Source organism: Maribacter flavus, assembly GCF_008386635.1.
In the GTDB taxonomy this organism is placed as follows: Bacteria; Bacteroidota; Bacteroidia; order Flavobacteriales; family Flavobacteriaceae; genus Maribacter; species Maribacter flavus.
The window spans coordinates 1,636,835-1,660,439 of the sequence record NZ_VUOE01000001.1 but is presented as its reverse complement, the minus strand read 5'-3'; the positions used below and the strand labels follow the sequence as shown (position 1 = coordinate 1,660,439).

The window sequence follows — 23,605 nt, the reverse complement described above, 5'->3', positions numbered from 1 at the left end:
CTCTTCCTTTGAAGGAGCGGTCTTATTGGATGTTACGCAAACAGCGTATACAAAACAAAAACGGCCAACGCCCCGGTTAAGCCAAGTATACCGCTTCCCAAGCTAAACAATCGATAGCCATTTTTTACGTTCATCCCGCTCATTTGGGTAACCACCCAGAAAAAACTGTCGTTGGCATGGGAGACCACGGCCGACCCGGCACCAATAACGATCACCACCAGAGCCTTCTGTATTTCCGTTTCAAAACCTAGGGACGACATCATGGGAAAAATAATCGAGGCCGAGGTCACCAATGCCACGGTTGAGGAGCCCTGCGCCGATTTTATGGCAGCGGCAATGACAAAGGGCAGAAAAATACCCAGATTATATCCGCTGAGCAAATCGCCCAAGGTTTCGGCAATACCGGAATTTTGAAGAATCTTTCCAAAAATACCGCCCGCTCCTGTTATCAAGATGATAGATGCCGCATCCATAATGGCCTTACCGATCCATCCCGAGGAGGAGACCATATCGTACTCCAGTTTTTTCGGCAATAGTAAACACAGAAAAACACCTATAAGCAAAGCAATAACCGGCTCCCCGACAAAATTCAGGAAGTCGACAAAAGCATTATCGATTCCTGTTCGTTCCGGGTTCAATATCGATCGTAAAACGATCAGTAAAATGGGTATAATGATGGGAATGGACGATTTCAAGGCACTTGGCTGTTCCTTGTATATCCTTTCAGAATCCGCACCCCCGATCAAGTCGGGTTCAATATAGGTTTTGGAGGCATACTTCGATGCAAATACGAGCCCTGCAATCAAAGCAATGATACTCACCGGAAAGCCAAAGGCAATGACCAAGCCCAAATCGGCCCCCAAAATACCTGCCGCCGCTATGGGACCCGGTGTTGGTGGCACCATGGTATGCGATGCCATAAGTCCCAATCCCAAGGCAATGGCCGGACCTGCAATGGAAATTTTTGCTTTTTTGGAAAGACTTTTGGATAATGGGTGCAACAATAGAAATCCACTATCCGCGAAAACGGGAATGGAAACAATATAGCCCAAGACACCCATGGCCGTGATGATTCTTTTTTTGCCGATGAACTTTAAGACCTTTTCGGCAATGGCAAAGGCCCCTCCAGTATTTTCCAAAAAGGCACCAATAATGACGCCCAAAACAATGATAAGTCCAATTTTGCCCAATGTACCACCAAATCCATCGTTTATGGACATAATGATATCTGAATAGGACATGCCAGAAAATAGACCGTAGGCCAAGGAAACTATTAAGAGGGCCATAAAGGCATGGACCTTCAATCGGGTCGTTAGGAAAATGATGGCCACAATGGCCAAAAGCAAATAAATCAGTACCATATCAGTGTAAATCCCGTTCTACCTTGGATCCTGAGCCACCTACCAAAAAGTCCAAATCGGCACCCAAATCGGCCTGCTCAACATGGTCAATATATAGTTTCACGTACCCCCTATCTGCCACAGGTTTTGGTGGAATCCATGCTTTCTTCCGTTTCGCTAATTCGGCATCGTCAATATCCAAATGCAAGGTTCTTTTGTGTACATCCAGTTCTATCCAATCCCCGTTCTGTACCACGGCCAACGTTCCTCCCACCGTTGATTCCGGTGAAACATGAAGTACAACGGTTCCGGCTGCAGTACCGCTCATGCGTCCATCTGAAATACGGACCATGTCCGTAATGCCCTTGGCTAACAATTTTTTAGGAAGGTCCACATTCCCCACTTCCGGCATGCCGGGATAGCCCTTGGGCCCTACCCCTTTTAGGACGATAACACTGTTCTCGTCGATGTCCAGATTGGGGTCGTCTATGCGTTCGTGGTAATCTTCCATCGTCTCAAAGACCACGGCCTTCCCCCTATGCTTCATCAGTTTGGGCGAAGCAGCCGAAGGTTTGATCACCGCGCCATTCTCACAAAGATTTCCTTTGAGTACGGCAATGCCCGATTTCTCCTGAAAAGGTTTTTCAAGCTTCGCAATAACATCGGTATCATAACAAATGGCGTCGTCATAATTTTTCGTCAGTGTTTTTCCGTTGACCGTAACCGTCTCCGGATGTAGCAATGGGGTCAGGGCATTGATGACAACCGGAAGTCCTCCGGCATAATAGAAATCCTCCATCAAGTATTTCCCGGAAGGTTTCATATTCACCAATAGTGGAATCTTGCTTCCAATCGTATCAAAATCCTCCAATTTTAAATCGACACCGATTCTGCGGGCAATGGCGGTAAGGTGAATGATCAAGTTGGTAGACCCTCCAACCGCTGCGTTCACAATGATGGCGTTTTCGAAGGCCTTTCTTGTCAATATTTTCGACAGCGTAAGGTCTTCTTTGACCATCTCCACAATTCTTCGGCCTGACAACTGGGCGTACATTTTCTTCCGGGAATCCGCTGCGGGAATAGAGGAATACCCCGGAAGGGTCAATCCCAAGGCTTCGGTCATAGTGGCCATCGTTGATGCGGTACCCATCGTGTTACAGTGACCGATGCTTCGGGCCACACAGACTTCGGCTTCGCGAATATCGGCAGCTGAATATCCTTGGTTTTCCTGCCGTTCCTTAATCATCCAGTTCATGGACCCGGAACCTACCTTTTCACCCCGAAAACGTCCGCTTAACATAGGTCCGCCCGGCACTACAAGCGTTGGAAGGTCCACACTGCAAGCGCCCATAATCGTAGAAGGCGTAGTTTTATCACAACCTGTTAATAATACAATACCGTCCAACGGATTTGCCCGGATGGATTCCTCGGTATCCATACTAGCGAGATTTCGAAAAAGCATGGTGGTAGGCTTCATGATCGTTTCGCCCAAGGACATCACGGGGAATTCCATGGGCACGCCCCCAGCTTCCAAGATTCCTTTTTTTACGACCTCGGCAAAATCACGAAGGTGTCCGTTGCAAGGAGTCAGTTCAGACCAGGTATTACAAATACCGATGACCGGCCTACCCTCAAAATAATCGTCCGGATAGCCTTGGTTTCGCAACCACGAACGGTGTACAAAACCCATTTTACCGTCATCCCCGAACCATTCGGAACTTCGAAGCTTTTTCTTTTTATCCATAGGAAAGTCGCAACAAATATTAATTTGGTGTCAAGATAGGCAAAAAATCCACGGATTATTTAGGATATCGATAAAACGGAAAAAGCGTTCCCGTTAAATAAAAAACTCTCCCCGGTAGTTTTTCCCAATAACAATTTGCCGATGGGTGTCGCCGGGGAAATACAGTAAATAGGAAGGCCTTCGGTAGTAATCGCCCCTGCGGAAATTGCAATAAAGTAATACCGATCTTCCGTTTCTACCAAGGCCCCTAAGCCTCCCATGGAGTTCAGGGAATCTGGCTGTACCCTATGGAGCAGTTCCTGCATTTTTTCACATTCGGCCAGTTGATTGCCCAGTTTTTCCCGTTCCAACTGCAACATGGCCCTTCCGGTTTCATGCTTGTCCCCGGCACTACTTTTGGTCTCAGAAGTCAAGGATTCCTGAACTTCCTGAATTTGCTTGGATATTCTGGACATACGATTGGATACAAATTCCTTGCAGTGTTCGTAGGCCCGTTTTTTAATTTCCCGATGCTTCTTCAACGTGATATAAATCGGCTAATTTATAAATCAGGAAGTTAATCATTTGGTCCGAACCTTTGCCCTCCTGCATCATTTCTTGGATGGCTTCCCTGTTTTCCCTTTTAAAATAATCCAAATCCCCGGATCGGTCGTCACTGAAGATATTCCAGGACCGTAAACCACTCAGCATGGCCCTGTGTGCCTGAAACTTGCGCTCAACCTCCTCCCTTTCCTTCTTTGAAAAATTTTCGGGGTTGTTCTGTATCTGTTTATATTCGGCAGTAATACGGGTGTCCAATTTCTCTGCTTCGGTAATGATTTTAAAGTAGGCCCTTGAAACAAGGGATTGATATTGGCTCTCGAAAGCCATTTCGTAATTTGTAGTAGATTCGTCCAAGACTTCCTCGTCATCCAAACTCGCGTAAAGTCCCACTGCTGAATCAACATCCTTGCCCTTTAGCGATTCCATCCAGGCCTGGGATTGTATCATCTCCCGCCAAACCTCATTATATCTGCGCTGATATTTGGTCTGGTTCACCGCACAGGACGAAAGCAGACAAACAAAAATTAATGCAATAAGGAAACTTCTTCCCATATAACGGAGTTCTCTTTTAAACATAAAAAAGCAAAAATGTAGGAAGACATTATAAAGGCTTGGGGCACTTTATTCCCAGAAACGGGAACATGCAATATAGGAAGAAAATAGCATCTGCAATAGGGTGAGGGATAAGATGGATTAAAAATAGGTGTACGGTATATTTTCCTTAAAACAGGTCGCCCAATTGCCTTCCTACAGAGGTTCCAATGGCGATGCCCATACCTCCTAGGCGTACGCCACAGGCCACGTTTTCAGAAAGTGGTTTGATGATAGGCCGTTTTTGGGAACCTACGCCCATGATGCCGCTCCAACCATAATCGATCTCAACCTCTTGATGAGGCAAAATCACCGTTTGTAAGAGGTCTTTCAATTTATCCTGAACGACTTGTGTGGAACCGAATTCCGTTGTTTCCTCCATATTGAAATCGAGGTTTCTTCCGCCACCAAAGAGGATTCGGTTATCGATGTTACGGAAGTAATAATAGCCCTCATCAAAATGGAAGGTACCCTTGATGGCCAGACCTGGAATAGGCTTGGTGATGATTACTTGGGCTCGGGCGGGTTGTACTTCTTCGCGCAACAATTGTTGGGCAAAGCCGTTCGTGGCAATCAAAAGTTTATTTGTTTTAAAGTCAAAATGTGCACAAGAAACCAAAACCGATCTTCCCAAATCTTCGATTTTTTTAACCTCGGTGGCATTCAAAATCTGTATTCCCGTTGTTTGTACTTTCTGAAGCAGGGACCGCATCATATTCCCCGTATTTATTTGCCCTTCCAGCCGATGGGTGATATAGTTCTCCTGGATACCTTTGAAACGAAACCTATTGTCCGAAACTTCAAAAGGAGCTTGCTTAAAAATAGGCCTCAGCAAGGCATTGATATACTCCAATTTATCCAAGCATTGTTCGTATAAGTCGGCATCCTTTTCCAAAAACACTTCATGCCCCCCATACTTGTAATACCCGATGTTATCATCGCCCAAAAGTTCCCGAAGGGATTGGATGCCCCAATAGCGCTGTTCCACCAAGGACAATAGTTCCTCCTCGGAATGGGATTTTAGGTCGGACAGGATTTCCGAAATACTTCCAAAACAGGCAAAACCCGCGTTTTTGGTGCTGGCGCCCTGGGGCAAAACGCCCCGTTCCAAAACCAAAATGTTCGCTTTAGGATGTTTTTCGCGAAGTCGTAACGCGCAGGTCAGCCCTACGATTCCACTACCGATGATGGTGAAATCTACCTCGGACAGCCACGATTTTCGTTCCCAATAGCTCAGGTTCATGGCCGTACCTGTTTTTGGATCCATAACAGCATCGTATCAAGTGCTTCCGGGGCCAGGGTCTGGGAAATCTGCCCATATTCGGTTGGAGAACCCGTAGTACTTTCCTGGAACAAATGGTTCAGCGTTGGGAGTTCCTTGATGGTCACCTGCGTATTTCCTCCACCTTCCAAGGCTTCTTGGATAGCGGTCAGATTTTCCCGTGGGGGCACCTGTACGTCCATTTCCCCGTTAATGGCCAGTACAGGACATGCCACTTCCCCTAGCGTACCCGCCGGGTCATAACGGATAAAATGCAGCCACCATGGATTCAGCAACTGATCTACCCGTAATTGGGCATACGTATCTACATCAACCCCTGGGGGTTTGCTTGGTCCCGGATGTTCTTTAAAGTATTGGGTAAGGTCCGCACTTAATTGCGTCAGGTCCGTGGATTCCTTGATCATGGAAAAAACGGTTCTATTGCCCGTTTCAATATCCATCAATAGGGTCTCGCTGAGGCCCGAAACCTTTCCCACAGCCCGCTGCTGTAACAACAGCAATTCGTCCCCGGGAATCCCTACGCCCGCCATGAGCACGATAAAGGCGATGTCCTTATCCCGACTCGCCACCATGGGCGCGATCATACCCCCTTCACTGTGGCCAATAAGTCCGATGTTATTTTTATCGATTTCCGTTCGGGTTCGTAAATAGGCCACGGCGGCTTCCACGTCTTCTGAAAAATCCTCACTGGTGGCCGATTCAAAATTCCCGGTGGAGAGGGCCGTACCACGGTCGTCATAGCGGAGGACGGCAATGCCGTTGCGGGTGAGGTAATCTGCCAAGACCAAAAAAGGCCGGTGCCCAAACAATTCCTCGTCCCTGTTTTGGGGTCCGCTCCCACTGATCAAGACCACCACGGGAAAAACACCTTCTTGTTTTGGCAGGCTCAAGGTCCCGGCCAGCTCTATATCCGCCTTTTCATTTCTAAAGGTGATTTCTTCAGTATAGTAAGGATAAGGCTTTGTAGGTTCCTGGGGCCGCAGCACCGTTTCTTTTTTTGCAGCTTCCCTGCTCAGTTCCAAGGGTAGGATTTGCCCAAATTGGTTAAAATCTCCCGTTATAGTGCCGGCCTCGTTTAAAGTACCTTCGTAGACAATCCCCAGATTGGGCATGTTTATTTTTAATACTTGATTTTCAAAAGACGTGGAAGTCACCGGAATATCCTTGGCCCCTTGGTCAGGACTGTCCATGGTAGCGGTATAGCCCTCGCCTTCCTCCTGAATATGAAACACCACCCGTAATTGGATACCCTGAACTTGTAACCCCCCATGCCAATCTCCGGTGATGTCCTGCGCAGTTACCGTGAAGGCCGAAAGGAATAAAATAAGGACTGTGGGGAGGGTTCTCATATAGGAATGGACTTCTTGTTTAAAGATAATTGATTGCAAGGACTTCAAAATGGAAATTCTAAAGACAATAAATATTAAACGATACTAGCAATAGTTATTTAATTCTTCCAGTATTCTCCACTAACATTGTTTCATTCTACTACAACCTCCTCGATTTTAGTTATTTGCTTGGCTTCTATTTTTTTGATTATGTTCGGATATTCAGATAAGAATCTTTTAAGGCTTTTATTTTTATGGAGTGGTTTAGAATTTAATTTCTCAACAATATCCTTAAAGGGTGTCTCTCCCGCTCTTCTTGTAAAAGACAAGGTAATAACATTATTATTCTTGTCTTTTAGGTATTTATAGCGATATTCATTATTCAAGACTTTTGGTAATACACCGTCCATATCTAATAGTCCAGGAAAAACTTCAGTGGCCTCATTTCTATAATAAAGAGTCATATTCGGGCCTAGGATAATTCGTTTGGCCAAGACAAAAAGTTTAGAGTTTATAATTAATGTTTCAAAGAATTCTTTACCCCTTTCATAGCTCTTAATACTATCCACTGCAACTTTTTTTTCATTTCCTTCATTATCTAGGTAAATAATTTTATTAAAACTCCTAAACCTATTTTGTACTTTAATCTGCCCCTTCAACGTGTCTCCTTTTCTTGTGATAATTTTTCCGTCTAAAAATTCGGATTCTTGACTTGCGAGATTAATACAGAAGAATACGACTAAATAGGTAGAAGTGATGAACTCTCTCATAATTATTATTCAACGTTGTATGTATGATTAGTGCGAGTTTTTGGAACGGAAATATTCATTTGATATTTCCGAAAATCCACCTGGAATTGATTTTACATTTTTTTAGCAAACGTTTTCTAACTGCTCATTTTATGCATTCCAACTACGGCCATTCCTAAACCAAGAGCCGGACCATAGGCTAATATAAATTGGTCACCAAGATCTAGAATTCCGAGATAGGTGGTTGTAGTCCCCAGTATACCGCAGGCCATAATAGCCAATCCACCGTAGAACATTTGTTTTCCCTTGCTTCTTGTAATATCGGCAGCAGCCATGTGACTCAAATCACGGTCCACTCGCTTCATAATAATTTCTATGTCCTCAGAATCCATTATTCTCAATTGCAATTCCTTCCGAAAATTGGAATATTCCAAGTGCCCGGACCTAATTTTATCACAATATTCAGTAACATATTCTTTCCTAGATTTTCCCGTTCAATGTCTAGTCCTGAAATATGGCTACAGGTTAAAAATAGATTTACGCTGTTAATTTATATACCATATTAGGTGTTTTGTATTCTAAAGATAATTGATTGCAGGAATTTCCAGTTGGAAATTCCGGCCACAATTAATTATACACCGCTTAAGTTTGCTTCTGAATTTTATTATTGTATAATTAAATGAAGAGAAAAATCTATCAATAAATTCTTCAAACAAAAGAAATCAGTAAAAGAACTTATCACTTTCTATTACCCATTGATTTCCCCTCCTGTTTATAAATTTGGCTTCAACCTTAGGAGTAACTTTTAAAATATTTTCATTCGTTTTTATGACCTTATCCAAATAATCAGGATAACTTGAGATACCATCATAGCTATTAAGTAGTACCCTTTCTATTAAAAGGCTGTTAGAGCTATGTAAACTCCCAAACTCTGAATTCTTTAGATCATCTGGTAATTCTGGTAAGATTATCTTTTCAGTATTCTGGCTATCAAAGAGGTAACTCCAATTGTAAATGGTTCTTTTTCCATTTATAATGGCTTCATCATTTAAATTATTTAAAAAAATCTTGCCAGAAGTATGGCCATCTCCGTTTTTAATAATATCTATTTCTTTTCCATTTTGAATATATTCAAATGACCATACCGGGATATTATAAGATTCTAATGGCACCCCTATTCTATTTGTATAATAGTCTTCCCATTGGTAAATATGACTATATGTTTCAAAAGTTGTGTTTAAAAAATACGGTATAGTATTGACTGTGGGGAATGAGGCATCTATTGCATGGTTTCTTTGCCATAGATAATGAAAAATACCATCCTGAAAATCTTGGGAATTATTATAGCCCAATATGGTCAAATAGCCAAATCTACCATCTCCTTTGCCATCATTGTAAGAAGCATCGAAAATTCTTGACTCTATACCGTCCCTAAGTAAATTATTGAAGTCCAATACAAAATCTGATGATAGTTCTTGTTTATTAAGCCAGATATAAGCGTAATCGTTTTGAGATAAGTTATGATAGGGAACATAGTAATTTGTTATATCTCTATCTTCAAAATTCATTTCAATATTGTCCACAACGAAGGTTTTCGTGTTAGAATAATACCCTACATCATATCCGTAACTTGGAAAAACTGTACCGATATTGATTACATCATCATCTGGGAATCCATTAGTGCTATATTCACTTCTTGACGAAGCACCGTAATATAATATCCCTTTGGGTGAAAATAAAGGTAAATTATTCCTGGTGAGGTCTTTAATTGTAAATAGATTGGTTAATGTATACGTATTATTTATATCTCTAGCTATAGCCGCATAGGTAAGCGAATAAGGCGTCTCTGGAGAAATATCGATTGGTGTTGTTAATTTGAAATTTTGGGATATGGGGTCAATTTTTATTGATGCCAATAATGATCCATCTATAGCTGATGCGAAAAAATAAAAATCGACAAATTGGGGTGGTAAGAAAAAGTTTTCTTTTAAATCCAATTCCAATAGAACTCTATGAAAGCTTATAGGATAATTGTGTTGGGTAATATTACCGTTTGCATCTGTGATTATTAAGGTTAAGATAGTGTCTCCTGCGGGAAAATTATCAGGGTTCAAGTTTATCCCCAATTCTTTGCCATCTTCTACTTGAGCAACAATTTCATCAGCAATTTGAGCTTCTATTTTCGATATTCCAAGCTCATTGTTTTTAATAGATAAGGTGAAATTCACGCTCTCATATATAATGGGATTTTCCAATATATAAGAAATGTCAATGTCTTCATTTTCTAAAACTTCATCTATTATATCTATTTGCTTTTCCGTAGAGGTTTGTTCTTTTTCACAACCTATTATTAGTATGATTAGTGTTAAAAGGTAATATTGTCGCCTCATAATTTTTTATGCTAAAACGGAAATATATATTTAAAATGATTATTAATGTATAATCTTTCTTGTGTTTCAATATTACTGGCAACAATTACATATAATCATTTGATCATATACCCACTGTGCGCCTAAGATAATTAAATCCTTGTTAGGAAAAGTATTACAGGTTTGTGGTTGGTCCGTTTTTGATGATGGTTTGACACAAATCTATTATTGATAATTCTTTAGGAGGTTGGCATTTCGTCTCCCTTCGACTATCCTTCGCTTCCGTTCGACTCTCCCTCGACTCCCTTCGACTCCGCTCAGGGTATACGCTCAGGACAGGCTACTCTGGGAATACGCTTGGGGACAAGCAATCTTCTCAATGCCCGAATGGACTTATTTGGGTCACTGAGCGGAGTCGAAGTGACCAGTTCGCAACAAAAAAAAACTCCAACATTGCTGTTGGAGTTTTACATTTTAATTTTCCTTTGGGGGGTCCATCTTAAAATCATTCATAAAGGCGGTGGTATAGTTCCCCGCCAAATAATCCGGATGGTCCATCAATTGCCTATGGAAGGGTATCGTGGTCTTTATGCCCTCGATCACAAACTCGTCCAAGGCCCTTTTCATCTTATTGATCGCTTCTTCCCGTGTCTGTGCGGTGGTAATCAACTTGGCGATCATGGAATCGTAGTTGGGCGGTATGCTATAGCCACTGTATACGTGCGTATCCATACGAACGCCATGGCCTCCGGGTATGTGCAAGGTAGTAATCTTGCCCGGCGATGGCCTAAAGTTGTTGTAAGGATCCTCCGCATTGATTCTACATTCTATGGAGTGCAGTTTTGGAAAATAGTTCTTTCCGGAAATAGGTACCCCGGCAGCAACCAAAATCTGTTCACGGATCAAATCGTAATCGATGACCTGCTCCGTAATGGGATGCTCTACCTGGATACGGGTGTTCATCTCCATAAAGTAGAATTTACGGTGTTTGTCCACCAAAAACTCTACCGTACCGGCCCCTTCGTATTTGATATATTCCGCTGCCTTTACGGCGGCTTTTCCCATTTCGTCCCGGAGTTTGTCCGTCATAAAAGGGGATGGGGTTTCCTCCGTTAATTTTTGATGGCGACGCTGTACTGAACAGTCACGTTCGGACAGGTGACAGGCCTTGCCATATTGGTCGCCCACCACTTGGATTTCAATATGCCTAGGCTCCTCGATCAGCTTTTCCATATACATCCCTCCGTTCCCAAAGGCCGCCTTGGCCTCTTTTACGGCACTTTCAAAGTGGGCCTCCATTTCGTCCTCGCTCCAAACGGCCCGCATTCCCTTACCACCACCTCCGGCAGTGGCCTTGATCATAACGGGATAGCCCATTTTCTTGGCGGTCTTCTTGGCATCGGCCAGATCCTTCAAGAGTCCGTCCGATCCAGGTACACAGGGTACGCCGGCCGCCTTCATGGTCGCCTTGGCCGTGGCCTTATCGCCCATACGGTCTATTTGTTCCGCAGAGGCCCCAATGAACTTGATATCGTGCTCCGCACATATCTTGGAGAACTTGGAGTTTTCCGAAAGGAAACCATAACCGGGATGAATCGCGTCCGCATTAGTGATTTCTGCCGCCGCAATGATATTCGGTATTTTCAAATAGGATTCGCTACTGGGTGCAGGTCCTATACAAACGGCCTCATCCGCAAAACGCACATGAAGGCTTTCCTCATCGGCCTTGCTGTACACCGCTACCGTTTTTATACCCATTTCCTTACAGGTACGGATAACGCGCAGCGCAATTTCTCCCCTATTTGCAATCAGTATTTTTTTAAACATAACAGTTTCGAATTCCAAACTTCAAATTCCAAATTCCAAAATAGCATTTTTGGTATTTGGCACTCGATGCTTGCGGTTTAACCTTATGATGGATCTACTAAGAACAATGGTTGATCAAACTCCACTGGTGAGGAGTCATCTACCAATACCTTAACAATGGTACCTGCCACTTCAGACTCGATATCGTTGAACAACTTCATGGCCTCGATAACGCAAAGAACGTCACCGGCAGCAATCTTGTCCCCAACTTCCACAAAGGCGGGTTTGTCCGGAGATGGTTTTCTGTAAAAAGTTCCAATAATAGGCGATTTGATCGTAATGTATTTGGAATCGTCCTCTTTCTTTTCCGTTTCCTTGGCAGGGGCCGCAGGAGTAGCAGGTGCTTCTGGCTGCGTTTGTGGGGCAGCGGTAGGTGCTACGGGCGCTTGGGCCATAGGAATGGATTGTACAAATGTAGTTTCGCCACTGCCTGGGCTTCCGGTACGGATGGTGATCTTGATGTCATCCGTCTCCAATTTCACTTCACTAGCTCCCGATTTAGCTACGAATTTAATAAGGCTTTGAATTTCTTTAATATCCATAGTTGTAATTAAATGTTAGTTGGTCTCCCAATTAATAGGCCCACTTTAAATAAATGGATCCCCATGTAAATCCACCACCAAAGGCGGCAAAAACTAAATTATCTCCTTTTTTTAATTTATCCTCGTAATCGCTTAACAGCAAAGGTAGGGTTGCCGATGTGGTATTGCCGTACCGTTGTATGTTCATCAATACCTTGGATTGGTCCAGCCCCATTCTATTGGCCGTGGCATCGATGATGCGTTTATTCGCCTGATGCGGTACCAACCAGGATACATCGGTATCCGTAAGGTTGTTACGTTTCATGATGCGCTCCGCTACATCTGCCATATTGGAGACCGCAAACTTGAATACGGTCTTCCCGTCCTGAAATATAAAATGTTTTTTGTCCTTTACGGTCTGTTCCGTTGCGGGCATTAAGGAGCCTCCCCCTTCCATGCCCAAAAACTGACGACCAGAGCCATCGGCCCTAAGATATTCGTCCTTTAGTCCCAATCCCTCCTCATTGGGTTCGAACAGTACGGCACCCGCACCATCCCCAAAGATGATACAAGTCGTACGATCGGTGTAATCTATGATGGAGGACATTTTATCGGCCCCGATCAACAATACTTTTTTATATCGGCCAGATTCTATATACCTGGCGGCAGTGGACATCCCGAACAAAAAGCTGGAACATGCCGCCAAAAGATCATAGGCAAAAGCGTTCTTCGCACCAATTTCCGATGCTACAAAGGCCGCAGTAGAGGCGACCATACTATCCGGTGTGGCGGTGGCCACGATGACCAAATCTATTTCCGCCGGGTCCAGGTTTTTCTTTTGAAGGATCTGTTTAGCCGCCTGGATGGCCAAATAGGAAGAACCTTCCCCTTCCTCTTTTTTTAATATGCGTCGTTCCTTGATTCCCGTTCTGGTAGTAATCCACTCATCATTGGTTTCTACCATTTCTTCCAACATTTTATTGGTGAGGATAAATTGGGGAACATAGCCTCCCACAGCGGTTATGGCTGCTGTAATTTTGGTCATATTTTAATTGCTTTCGTGTGAAAAACTTTCAAAAACACGTCAAAAGTTGTGAAAATTAGTGATTTTCGCCGACTTTTTGTGGCAAAACAACCTGTTTTTGAAAAAATTAATGTGTTTGATACCGATGCACTCTTAAAAAGCCTAAAGCGGATTATTTCGGTAAACATTTGGATTATGGCTAAAAAAAACTCCCGCTTCATATGAAGTGGGAGTCGATAGTCCGTTTATAAAAGGCGCATTATGCCTCTACTTCCTCTGCTTTGTCAATCAAAACCTGGCCTCTGTAGTACAATTTACCCTCGTGCCAGTGGGCCCTATGGTACAAATGCATTTCTCCAGTGGTAGAATCTGTAGCCAATGTAGGTGCAACCGCTTTGTAATGTGTTCTTCTTTTGTCTCTCCTGGTTTTGGATGTCTTTCTTTTAGGATGTGCCATTTGTAACCTTATTTATCCGTTAATAGTTTTTTTAATTCGTCCCAACGGGGATCACTTGCCTCGTTTTCGTTTTTCTTGTCTTTTGGCTGAAGTTCCTGGAGTCGCTCCAAGGCTTCGGATTTCAGCGTACCGTCCTCAATACCTGGATGCACCCTTTTTTGGGGTACGGCCAAGATAATCATCTCATAGATATACTGTGCAACGTTCACCTGATGCTCTCCGTGCGGTAAAATGAGGATTTCGTCGTCTTCATCGTCGTATTCCTCACCAAATTTTACCACGAGCTCCAAGCTCCCTTCTATAGGCTGATCGTAGGGTTCGCTGGTCATATCACAGTCAACGTTCACCGTTCCCGTCGCTTCAAAATCAAGTTCCAACATGGTACTTGTTTTGTTCAGAACAATCGTGAGGTCAACAGCTACTTCATTAAATTCGTCGTAACCAAAAGATTCAAAGAACTTGTTGTCGATTTCATACTTAAAGTCGTGTTTTCCCTGTTTCAACCCTGAAAAAGGAATAGTATACTCCTTTTGCTTCATCACGTACAACTCTTAATATTAAATCCTTACCTTAAAAGGCGGGTGCAAAGATACTATTATTTTGATAACGGGCAATAGTTATCAACTATTTATCTTCATAACTTTTTGGGTGCCAAAAACTAACGTTCACGCTTGAGGCGCTGCTTTTTCAAAACGTTTTCCGTAAGCTTCAAATACTCTGTTCTGTTCCTAAAAATCTTGATGGCCATAAATACGGCTTCCTTGAAGGAACTATGGTCTGCCTGTCCTTTGCCGGCAATTTCATACGCTGTACCGTGATCCGGAGAAGTGCGCACCTTATTGAGTCCCGCCGTAAAATTAACGCCCCTTCCAAAGGAAAGGGTCTTAAAGGGAATCAGTCCCTGGTCGTGATAGGCCGCCAATACGGCATCAAAATTCTTGTAATTATCCGAACCGAAAAAGCTGTCCGCGGAGTAGGGCCCAAAGACCAAATGTCCGTTATTGGCCATTTCTTTTATAACGGGTTTCAATACCTCCTCGTCTTCATTGCCTATCACCCCGTTGTCCCCACTATGCGGATTGATGCCCAAAAGCGCGATTTTGGGTTTCTGGATACCAAAATCCATTTTCAGGGATTTCTCGATCGTATTTACCTTATCCCGAATCAATCTGGGTATAATGGCCGATGCCACATCCTTAACAGCTACATGGTCCGTCAACAGCCCTATCTTGAGGTCGTCCGTAACCATGAACATCAAACTTTCCCCTTCCAGCTCCTGCGCGAGATAATCAGTATGACCGGGAAACTTAAAATCCTCCGCCTGAATGTTGTTCTTGTTGATGGGCGCCGTAACCAGGACATCGATATCGCCATTTTTTAAGGCGGCCACAGCGGCCTTTAGGGACTGGAGGGCGAAATCACCCCCTTCCTTGGTAGCCTGGCCAAATTGTATCTCAGGAACTTGTTTCCATACATTGACAATGTTCAGTTTTCCGTCCACGGCCTTGGAAGCCTCATGAACCCCGTTAAAGGGAATGGAAATGTTCAAAGCCTTTTGCTGGCCCGAAATGGTTTTGTTGGATGCAAAAATGATGGGAGTACAAAAATCGAGCATACGGCTGTCCTCAAAAGTCTTTAGGACCACCTCGCAGCCAATTCCGTTTAAATCCCCAATGGATATCCCCAACTTAATGTTCCCGTTTTCCTCCATTATATCTGTATCTTTGTGAGCTGATTTAGACTTCAAAATTACTTAAATTAAACGACACATGTTTACCGGAATCATTGAAACATTGGGAACAGTAACACATTTGGAATCCAAGGGTGGAAACCTTGATATCACGGTATCTTCCGGCATTACCTCTGAATTAAAAATAGACCAAAGTGTGGCGCATAATGGCGTTTGTTTGACCGTTGTGGAAATATCAGGCAATGCATATAGGGTAACCGCCATTGCAGAGACCTTGAAAAAGACCAATTTAGGCGATTTAAAGGTAGGCGACAGAGTGAATATGGAACGTGCCATGATCATGGGTTCCAGATTGGACGGGCATATCGTCCAGGGACATGTGGACCAAACTGGCGTTTGCACAAACATCCAAGAAGAAAACGGAAGTTGGATATTCTCCTTTGAATATGACCCGGCCACCGGAAACCCTACCATAGAAAAAGGATCCATTACTATTGATGGCACAAGTCTGACAGTAGTGAATTCAGGAACAAACACTTTTAATGTGGCGATAATTCCCTACACCTACGAGCATACGAGATTCAATACCTATAAAGTGGGCACGGTAGTTAATCTTGAATTTGATGTTATAGGGAAGTACGTGGCCAAGTTGATGGGGCAATCGAAGTAACAGGAATCAATTTAGGTAAATTGAAGGAAAACCTATTCAATTGGAAAACTTCATTTCGTTATTGACTTTCTACGGCGTATGCACTAAGAATTTCAAGCGAGGTAAATTTTAGTGCCTTAATATGTGTGGCTTCCAATAGTACCTTGGGTGCCTTTCCTACTTTCTCCGCCTGTAGCCAACGAGAAATGCACAGGCACCATTTATCACCTTCTTGAAGTCCGGGAAAATTCCATTGGGGAATTGGTGTAGATAGATCATTGCCCATGGACTTCGTATATTCCAAAAATTCCTTGGACATTATGGCACAAACCACATGGGTACCCACGTCCTCAACACCTGTTTTACAGAATCCGTCCCTGTAAAAACCGGTCTTGGGTTTATGGCAACAGGCAATCAGTGTTGTACCCAAAACATTTTTTAGCGAGCTTTCCATTCGTTATAAAAATTTACTACCTGATAGGGGAATTTAAATTCCTTGCTTCGGATTTTGTCGGCCAAAGGTGGACAATCGCTAAAAAATTGAATCAACAGGTTCCGTTTTAATCCTAAGAGTCCTTGGTCTGCCCTTACCAATGTAGGGTTATCCCGCTTTTTTAGATACGCGATATCCATTACCATCCCTTCACCTTGTTCCTGCAATTCAAACTTATCCAGAGAAACTACTCCCTCTACTTCCAAACGAAGAAACCTGTCCTCTCCGTCCAAATTAAACGATCTGTAAATGGAATCGCCTTTTCTATAGGATTGGATGTTATCTGCTGAATATCGCTTCTTACGCCCGTTGCCCTTAAATTTGATTTTAGCATGAATACCTCCAAACGGACCCATTTTTCGGTCACTAACATTGCCGATTAAAGTGTCTCCTTTCAAGGTGACAACATAACCAGGGAGATACACTTCCTGCGCCTGGATTTCACTTATATTAACTGAAAAAATGAACAGAAACGATAAAAAGTAAGTTTGTCGAACCGGAAGCCGTGAAATCATACTTTGAAAAAAATCTTCCGTTGGTACAACACATATCCCAAAAAGGCGTAAAAGGCCAGAACGGTAAGTCCATATAACAAGGAAGACATTTCCATCGAAATAGCATCGTGCACATAGATTTTCTGGAACAACCAACCATGTAGGGACGTGTCGCCCACCTGAATTTGACCCATCACTTTCGCAATGAAGCTGGACAGAAAATAGATGATAATGGCATTGGCCCCGGCATATCTAAAAATACTCCCAAACTTGATTTGTTTAACATCGGTCAAATAATAAATCAAGGCCAAAATCAAATTGGCCCAACCTGCGGTAACCAACACAAAACTACTGGTCCATAAGGCCTTGTTGATAGGAAATACTAAATCCCATAAGTGCCCGATGATCAAAAGACTGCCTCCAATACCCATTAAGAGCGTTGCTTTCTTCTCCTGCTTGGAAACCAGTATCAATCCGGTAAAAATCCCCAGTAGGGAACTGACTATGGAAGGGATGGTGCTCAAAAGTCCTTCGGGGTCATAATCCGGCTTGTAATTATGCGACCCGAATACTTTAACATCCAACCAATTGGCAAAATTGTTAGGAGCCCTTTCCAAGGTTGAGGCAACGCCGTCCACAGACACCAAGGTCATTAACAACCAATATCCTACCAAAAGTCCAATAGCGATACCAACCAAAGTTTTCCATTTAAAATTGATGAAAAGAATAGACGCGAAAAAGAAAACCACACCGATCCGTTGCAATACCCCTGGAAAACGAATATTCTCCCAAGCTTTAAAAAAAGGAAACTCGATGATAAAGGCCCCCAGAAATAGCCCCAAACCTATAAGTTTAAGGGTCCGAACGATAATTTTTTTATAGGTGTTGGAATTCACCTCTTTGTTCCGATATGAAAACACAATGCTTGTTCCCACAATAAACAAAAAGAAGGGAAATACCAGATCGGTTGGGGTATACCCGTGCCACTCGGCATGTCTAAAGGGGGCATATACGTTCGTCCAAGTACCTGGTGTGTTTACTAGAACCATTAACAAGATGGTCGCACCCCTAAAAATATCAACGGAAAGAATTCTGTTTTGCATAAGACTAAAATTAAAGGATGTTATCTTTCATTCTATTCCAAGCCTTTACCAACAGAAAGCCCGTAACCAAGGCAATACCCGTTAAGATGAGGGCACTTGTACTCCTCCCATAAATCCAATAGCCCGTTGCGAACATGATGGAATAGATAAGGACGCAACCTAAAAGCATTGCCGTAATTCCTTGGGGTACGCTCCATTTTTCGTCCTTCGCGATTTGGACTCCGTCCGTTTCTGCTTCCTGGACAATTTTTGCCCAGCCCGGACCCCCAGGCTGAATTTTCTTATAAAAAGAGCGTAGCGTTTCCTTGGATTCCGGTTTGGTCATAAATGTAGTGGCAAGCCAAATGGCCGTGGTAAGCAGTACTACAAATACATACTCGCTCCAACTTGGAAAAACTCCCGTTTCTTCGGCAAAAAGAAATGGTCCGATAGCGGTTGTCTTTAAAAGAATGGAAATAATTCCAGAGGCGAACATGGCGGCGATTTCGCTCCATGCATTGATACGCCACCAAAACCATCGTAATATGAATATGAGCCCGGTCCCGGCACCAAATGTCAAAAGGATGTCAAAAATCTGAAGGGCGTTTTCAAGAGCAAGTGCCAAGGCGGCGCTCAATACCATTAAGATGACCGTTGAAATTCGGCCCACGGCCACCATTTGTTTTTCGGTGGCGTTGGGATTCAATTGTTGTTTGTAAAAATCAAAAACGATGTAGGAAGAACCCCAGTTCAATTGGGTGGAAATGGTACTCATGTACGCGGCGATCAAGGAGGCCAAAACGACCCCCAAAAGACCACTTGGCAACTTCGTCAACATGGCCGAATAGGCCAAATCCTGTCCCAATTTACCTTCATCGATATTGGGAAAGGCCTCTTGGATGCTTGCAATGTCCGGGAAAACGACTAAAGAAGCCAAGGCGACCAAAATCCAAGGCCAAGGTCGTAAGGCATAGTGCATAATGTTAAAGAAGAACGTAGCTCCTATCGCATGATTCTCGTTCTTGGAAGCCAACATTCGTTGTGCGATATACCCGCCTCCACCAGGTTCGGCCCCGGGATACCAGGCGCTCCACCATTGCACCGCCAAGGGTATGATGAGCAACATTATGAGCGCTTTTTTATCGCTAAAATTCGGGAGAATATCAAGTTTCGTTTTTACCAAGTCGTTTGCCATTAAGGCCTCCACACCACCTACTTCGGGGATGTTTACCAAATAATACGCCGCTCCAATGGCACCGGACATGGCAACGAAAAACAAAAGGAAATCGGTATACACTACACCCTTAAAACCCCCAAGTGCACTAAAGGTCACGGTAATCAAGCCCGCTCCCACAACGGTTTCCCATGGTTCAAGTCCCAACATTATACCTCCAATTTTAATGGCGGCCAAGGTAACGGAGGCCATAGTAATAATGTTGAACAAGGCCCCTAAATATACCGCCCTGAATTTGCGCAGGAAGCTTGCCGGTTTACCTCCATACCGCATTTCATAGAACTCCAAGTCCGTATTTACATTGGAACGTCTCCATAATTTGGCATACACAAAGACCGTAAGCAAACCGGTTAATAAGAAGGCCCACCATACCCAGTTTCCTGAAACACCATTGGTACGTACGATATCGGTCACGAGGTTCGGCGTATCGGTTGAAAACGTCGTGGCTACCATGGAAAGCCCAAGTAACCACCAAGGCATGGTACGCCCTGAAAGGAAAAATTCCGAAGAGTCCTTCCCTGATTTTTTGGAGACATAAATCCCTATACCTAGGACAATCGAGAAAAAGACCACTATAAAACTGTAGTCGAGGGTGCTTAATTCCATAGTTTGGTTGTTAGTTAGCTACTAAAGATAAAATAATTTAAGATACTTTTGTGATTTGCCCCATAAACCGTTCGGTAATTACTTTCGTACCATGGAAATTTCTTTAACGTCCTGGATTTTGGCCACGCTGGCTGCCTTTGTAATTGGGATGTCCAAAGCCGGAATTAAGGGTATTGCGGTCATTAATGTCACCTTTATGGCCTTGGCCTTTGGTGCCAAGGAATCGACCGGTATGGTGGTTCCCTTACTGATTTTGGCCGATATTTTCGCGGTCATTTATTACAACAGGCATACGCAATGGAGCTACGTATTCAAGGTACTTCCTTGGATGGTATTCGGGTTGATTATAGGCGTATTCATTGGGAAAGACCTGCCGGAAAGTCTTTTTAGGATCGGGATGGCCGTAATCATCATCATTACCGTATTTATGATGTATTGGTGGGATCGAAAAAAGGTGAAGACCGTTCCCACGCATTGGACGTTTTCGGGTGCCATTGGTACCTTGGCGGGTATCACTACGATGGTTGGAAATTTGGCAGGTGCCTTTTCCAATATTTATTTTTTGGCCATGCGTTTGCCCAAAAATCATTTCATAGGCACGGCAGCTTGGCTGTTTTTGATCGTCAATGTATTAAAGTTGCCATTTCATTTCTTTGTCTGGAAGACCATCACTTGGGAATCCTTGATGCTCAACGTAAAGCTGCTACCAGGAATTTTCTTGGGTTTCTTTGTGGGCATCCGCATCATTAAATTGATAAACGAGGAATTCTTTCGGAAAATGATCTTGGTGCTTACCGCTTTGGGTGCCCTTTTGATTATGGTGGGATAACTACAAAACACCAAATTTCAAGTACAAAATTTAGTGCCCTGATATAAAAAAAGCCTATCATTACATTGACAGGCCTTTACCGTTCTCGTTTGTTTTAACTATTCCGATGCTCCCTCGTACAGCGCATTGAAAATCAGTTTATAAGTGCCCCTGGGCTGTGCCCTGAATTGGGGCCTGAACGCAAACAGGATAACGTCGCCCTCGCCATAGGCCACTTTGACCATGGCGGGTTTTTTAGCGATGTATTTTTCCTCGCCCATTGCCCAGCCACTCATCAACAAGTTTTTTGCGGCATAATTAGCGATTACCTCAACGTCCGGCGCAGGGGCATCGGCAATTTTCTCCTCTCCTCCTTCGCCTTTCTTACTTTGTTTGTCGATTGTGAATGCCCGACTCCTATTGAAGGAAACCGCAACGGTATCCTGCATGCCAAATGCCAATGGGTGTTTGGTGTCGATTCCCGTTTTAATCAACGAACCAGGAATGAAGAAATCCTTACTGTCCGCACCTTCTGTGGCATCCTTAAGCGGTAGCCCAAATTGTTCGATGACATAGTTACTGGCTTCGTCAAAAGCCAACAAGGTGCCTCCGTTCTTTACGTATTTACTAAGGGCGACCGTACCTTCCAAACCGATACCTCCCGTAAAATTTTCGGGCATTTCCAAATTGGAATGGCCGTGTAAAATAGAACCGGGTCTTTGCGAAGGAATGATCAGCGCGTCGTATTGAGATAGGTCGACCGTTTGGATATCCTTATCGTGCAAGGTATCCATTGCGAATTCATATTCATCCATGACAAAGCGGGTCCAGCCCTCATCCATATTGGACACCCATGATTTGTAAAGTCCCACTTTGGGCAAGTGGATCTTTGTCAGCCCGATTTCCGGTTTATCAGCAATTCCGATAACTTCCAAACCGTACTGACCCGCCAATTCGGCAACGGATGCACTGCCCCCAGTAACGATATAGGAACCTGCGGGCAAGGTCGCTTTACCAATCTTCATTTCTTCCTTTGTCCTATAGGCCGTTCCGCCGGCTTTTAAAATTTTGTTGGTGACCAAAACTGACGCATTTGTATTGGCACTCAGGGCAAAACCAAAAGAACCCTTGCCATCCACATCGCCCTCCTTGTAAGTTGCCGCATCCGTGACCTTCTCGGTGCTGGCGTCAAAAGAATCCTTTATTTTATCCACGGTCACGCCCATCTGCATGGGAAGGGTCCAACCGGCCAAATCGTAGGGAGTATCCGGCGGACCCCCTGGGTATTGGAAACGGGTAGGATAGTTCTGTTTTTCCATCAGGTCCAATAAATAAGGCCTAAAGGCCTGTCCGCCATAAATGACATAGGATCCCTTCTCGTATTTCTTATCGCCAACGGTAAAACTCTTGGTCGCCTTTTCAATTTCGATACCGCCTTTAAGGAGCACGTTCACCAAGTTGACCGCTTCAAAATGGTCCCATTGGTCGGTCCCGATGACATAGGCAAATGGTCCTTCGGTTTTGGCCTTTTCAATAGCCGAAGCGCCCATTTTGTAGATGTTGTATAGGTAATTGCTTTTTCTATCGGCAGCAAGGTCCAAAGTCGCCCAGGTAGCCGTTAACATATAATCTACGGCATCCCTAAAATGGGATTCCCCACCTTTCCATGGATCGGGATACATGATATCAGTTCCATCGGTCGGAGTTGTTCCTGCTACGGTTTTGGGCAGTTTTTCAGGATCATAGAAACGTGGGGTGGGGGTGGTGTGACCCGTTTCGGTCAGGATACCAATCATATTGTGGTAGTAGGGTACGGTTCTTCCACCGCCGTTCCAGAACATGGTATAGAAGTTATCCGCAATGGCTCCGGGCATGTTTTCCAAGGAAAAGCGCTTGGACATGGCGGAGCCGACCTCGCTCACCGCGGCGGTAACCGCTGGGTGTATTTTTGGGTTAACCGGATCTGCATAGGGAGGTATGGAAATCTTTGTCCATGAGGGAGAGGATTGGTGGTGATTGTACACAATCTGTGGGTACCATTCATTGTATAAAATTTTGGTCACGTTATAGGTTTCCGGCATGGTGTTCATGAACCAATCCCTGTTATTGTCGTGTCCCATGTAATAGTGGTATAAAATAGGGGGTCGCGAAGTTTCATAGGGTGTTCCCAAATTCTTCTTGTACCAATCCACAACAATGTCCAGCCCATCCGGATTCATTACGGGCATTAAAATGGTGATGACGTTCTCCCTGATCTTTTTCATTTCCGTGGTTTCGGAAGTGGCAAGGGTATAGGCAAGTTCAGAAGTCATTTGTCCATGGGCCAACTCCGTGGAGTGCATGCCTCCATCAACCCATACAATAGCTTTACCTTCTTCGGATAACTGCATCGCTTCTTGGTCAGAAACTTTTACCCGGGCCAGTTTCGAACTGATATCCTTCCATTTATCCAATTGGGACAGGTTTTCTTCGCTCGAAATAAATAGGATGTACATTTTTCTGCCCAGGACGGTGGTACCGATCTCCTGCATTTTCACCCTATTGGAGGCAGCCGCCAATTTCCCCAGATAATCCTCTATCTGGGCATAGTCCGCCAGTTTATAATCGTCACCCACCCTAAAACCGTAAACATCCTTGGGGGAGGGAACATTCTGTGCCATGGTCTGGAAAAGACATGACAGTAACACTACTGCGGTCATAATCATGACCTTGTATCCTGTTGATTTTGAACTCAT

General features: G+C 43.8%; 22 protein-coding genes. 2 read left to right on the top strand and 20 right to left on the bottom strand.

The window, feature by feature from the left end; translation table 11 throughout:
• Positions 1-32: 32 nt before the first annotated feature.
• From F0361_RS07170 to pdxA, 15 genes are all read right to left on the bottom strand, one after another.
• Complete coding sequence (locus F0361_RS07170) at positions 33-1,361, bottom strand: GntP family permease (RefSeq protein ID WP_154917822.1); 1,329 nt, start codon at positions 1,359-1,361, stop codon at positions 33-35.
• Between the two features lies 1 nt (position 1,362).
• Positions 1,363-3,084, bottom strand: a complete 1,722-nt coding sequence (locus F0361_RS07165) for an IlvD/Edd family dehydratase (RefSeq protein ID WP_154917821.1) — start codon at positions 3,082-3,084, stop codon at positions 1,363-1,365.
• Positions 3,085-3,143: 59 nt separating this feature from the next.
• On the bottom strand, positions 3,144-3,539 hold the full coding sequence (locus tag F0361_RS07160; RefSeq protein WP_154917820.1) for a GreA/GreB family elongation factor: 396 nt from the start codon (positions 3,537-3,539) through the stop codon (positions 3,144-3,146).
• 43 nt (positions 3,540-3,582) lie between these two features.
• Complete coding sequence (locus tag F0361_RS07155) at positions 3,583-4,179, bottom strand: hypothetical protein (protein ID WP_154917819.1); 597 nt, start codon at positions 4,177-4,179, stop codon at positions 3,583-3,585.
• Between the two features lie 169 nt (positions 4,180-4,348).
• Complete coding sequence (locus tag F0361_RS07150) at positions 4,349-5,461, bottom strand: NAD(P)/FAD-dependent oxidoreductase (protein ID WP_154918520.1); 1,113 nt, start codon at positions 5,459-5,461, stop codon at positions 4,349-4,351.
• Positions 5,458-6,849 carry an alpha/beta hydrolase family protein gene (locus F0361_RS07145; protein WP_154917818.1) on the bottom strand — a complete coding sequence of 464 codons (1,392 nt, stop codon included), beginning with the start codon at positions 6,847-6,849 and terminating at the stop codon, positions 5,458-5,460. Before F0361_RS07145 ends, F0361_RS07150 begins: the two co-directional genes overlap by 4 nt.
• 131 nt (positions 6,850-6,980) lie before the next feature.
• Complete coding sequence (locus F0361_RS07140; RefSeq protein ID WP_154917817.1) at positions 6,981-7,598, bottom strand: hypothetical protein; 618 nt, start codon at positions 7,596-7,598, stop codon at positions 6,981-6,983.
• Between the two features lie 116 nt (positions 7,599-7,714).
• Positions 7,715-8,011, bottom strand: coding sequence for a hypothetical protein (locus F0361_RS07135; protein ID WP_154917816.1), 297 nt, complete (start codon positions 8,009-8,011; stop codon positions 7,715-7,717).
• A 288-nt stretch (positions 8,012-8,299) separates the two neighbouring features.
• Entirely contained in the window at positions 8,300-9,967 is a 1,668-nt protein-coding gene (locus F0361_RS07130; RefSeq protein WP_154917815.1) for a hypothetical protein, read from the bottom strand.
• Between the two features lie 453 nt (positions 9,968-10,420).
• The gene (gene accC, locus F0361_RS07125) at positions 10,421-11,773 is read right to left on the bottom strand and encodes an acetyl-CoA carboxylase biotin carboxylase subunit (RefSeq protein ID WP_154917814.1); all 1,353 of its coding nucleotides are present in this window, start codon (positions 11,771-11,773) and stop codon (positions 10,421-10,423) included.
• 83 nt (positions 11,774-11,856) lie between these two features.
• A complete protein-coding gene (gene accB, locus F0361_RS07120) occupies positions 11,857-12,354 on the bottom strand; it encodes an acetyl-CoA carboxylase biotin carboxyl carrier protein (protein WP_154917813.1) in 498 nt (165 codons plus the stop codon).
• 31 nt (positions 12,355-12,385) lie between these two features.
• Positions 12,386-13,378 (bottom strand): beta-ketoacyl-ACP synthase III, encoded by a 993-nt coding sequence (locus F0361_RS07115; RefSeq protein ID WP_154917812.1) that lies wholly within the window; start codon positions 13,376-13,378, stop codon positions 12,386-12,388.
• A gap of 238 nt (positions 13,379-13,616) precedes the next feature.
• The gene (rpmF, locus tag F0361_RS07110) at positions 13,617-13,814 is read right to left on the bottom strand and encodes a 50S ribosomal protein L32 (RefSeq protein ID WP_125221936.1); all 198 of its coding nucleotides are present in this window, start codon (positions 13,812-13,814) and stop codon (positions 13,617-13,619) included.
• A gap of 8 nt (positions 13,815-13,822) precedes the next feature.
• Positions 13,823-14,353, bottom strand: a complete 531-nt coding sequence (locus F0361_RS07105; RefSeq protein ID WP_154917811.1) for a YceD family protein — start codon at positions 14,351-14,353, stop codon at positions 13,823-13,825.
• Positions 14,354-14,472: 119 nt separating this feature from the next.
• Positions 14,473-15,525, bottom strand: a complete 1,053-nt coding sequence (gene pdxA / locus F0361_RS07100; RefSeq protein ID WP_154918519.1) for a 4-hydroxythreonine-4-phosphate dehydrogenase PdxA — start codon at positions 15,523-15,525, stop codon at positions 14,473-14,475.
• A gap of 58 nt (positions 15,526-15,583) precedes the next feature.
• Between pdxA and F0361_RS07095 the strand changes: the two genes are divergently transcribed.
• Positions 15,584-16,174: a riboflavin synthase gene (locus tag F0361_RS07095; RefSeq protein WP_138256742.1), complete on the top strand. Its 591-nt coding sequence runs from the start codon at positions 15,584-15,586 to the stop codon at positions 16,172-16,174.
• A 58-nt stretch (positions 16,175-16,232) separates the two neighbouring features.
• On the opposite strand, the gene F0361_RS07090 is transcribed toward F0361_RS07095, so the two are convergent.
• The 4 genes from F0361_RS07090 to F0361_RS07075 are packed head-to-tail and all read right to left on the bottom strand — an operon-like array spanning position 16,233 to position 20,062.
• Complete coding sequence (locus tag F0361_RS07090) at positions 16,233-16,607, bottom strand: DUF2237 family protein (protein WP_138256741.1); 375 nt, start codon at positions 16,605-16,607, stop codon at positions 16,233-16,235.
• On the bottom strand, positions 16,592-17,161 hold the full coding sequence (locus tag F0361_RS07085; RefSeq protein WP_154917810.1) for a hypothetical protein: 570 nt from the start codon (positions 17,159-17,161) through the stop codon (positions 16,592-16,594). Before F0361_RS07085 ends, F0361_RS07090 begins: the two co-directional genes overlap by 16 nt.
• Positions 17,158-18,243, bottom strand: coding sequence for an acyltransferase family protein (locus F0361_RS07080; protein WP_154917809.1), 1,086 nt, complete (start codon positions 18,241-18,243; stop codon positions 17,158-17,160). Before F0361_RS07080 ends, F0361_RS07085 begins: the two co-directional genes overlap by 4 nt.
• 10 nt (positions 18,244-18,253) lie before the next feature.
• Entirely contained in the window at positions 18,254-20,062 is a 1,809-nt protein-coding gene (locus F0361_RS07075; protein WP_154917808.1) for a sodium:solute symporter family protein, read from the bottom strand.
• Positions 20,063-20,153: 91 nt separating this feature from the next.
• Here F0361_RS07075 and F0361_RS07070 point away from each other — a divergent pair, with 91 nt between their 5' ends.
• Positions 20,154-20,891, top strand: coding sequence for a sulfite exporter TauE/SafE family protein (locus F0361_RS07070; RefSeq protein WP_154917807.1), 738 nt, complete (start codon positions 20,154-20,156; stop codon positions 20,889-20,891).
• A gap of 98 nt (positions 20,892-20,989) precedes the next feature.
• On the opposite strand, the gene F0361_RS07065 is transcribed toward F0361_RS07070, so the two are convergent.
• Positions 20,990-23,605, bottom strand: coding sequence for a M14 family metallopeptidase (locus tag F0361_RS07065; protein WP_154917806.1), 2,616 nt, complete (start codon positions 23,603-23,605; stop codon positions 20,990-20,992).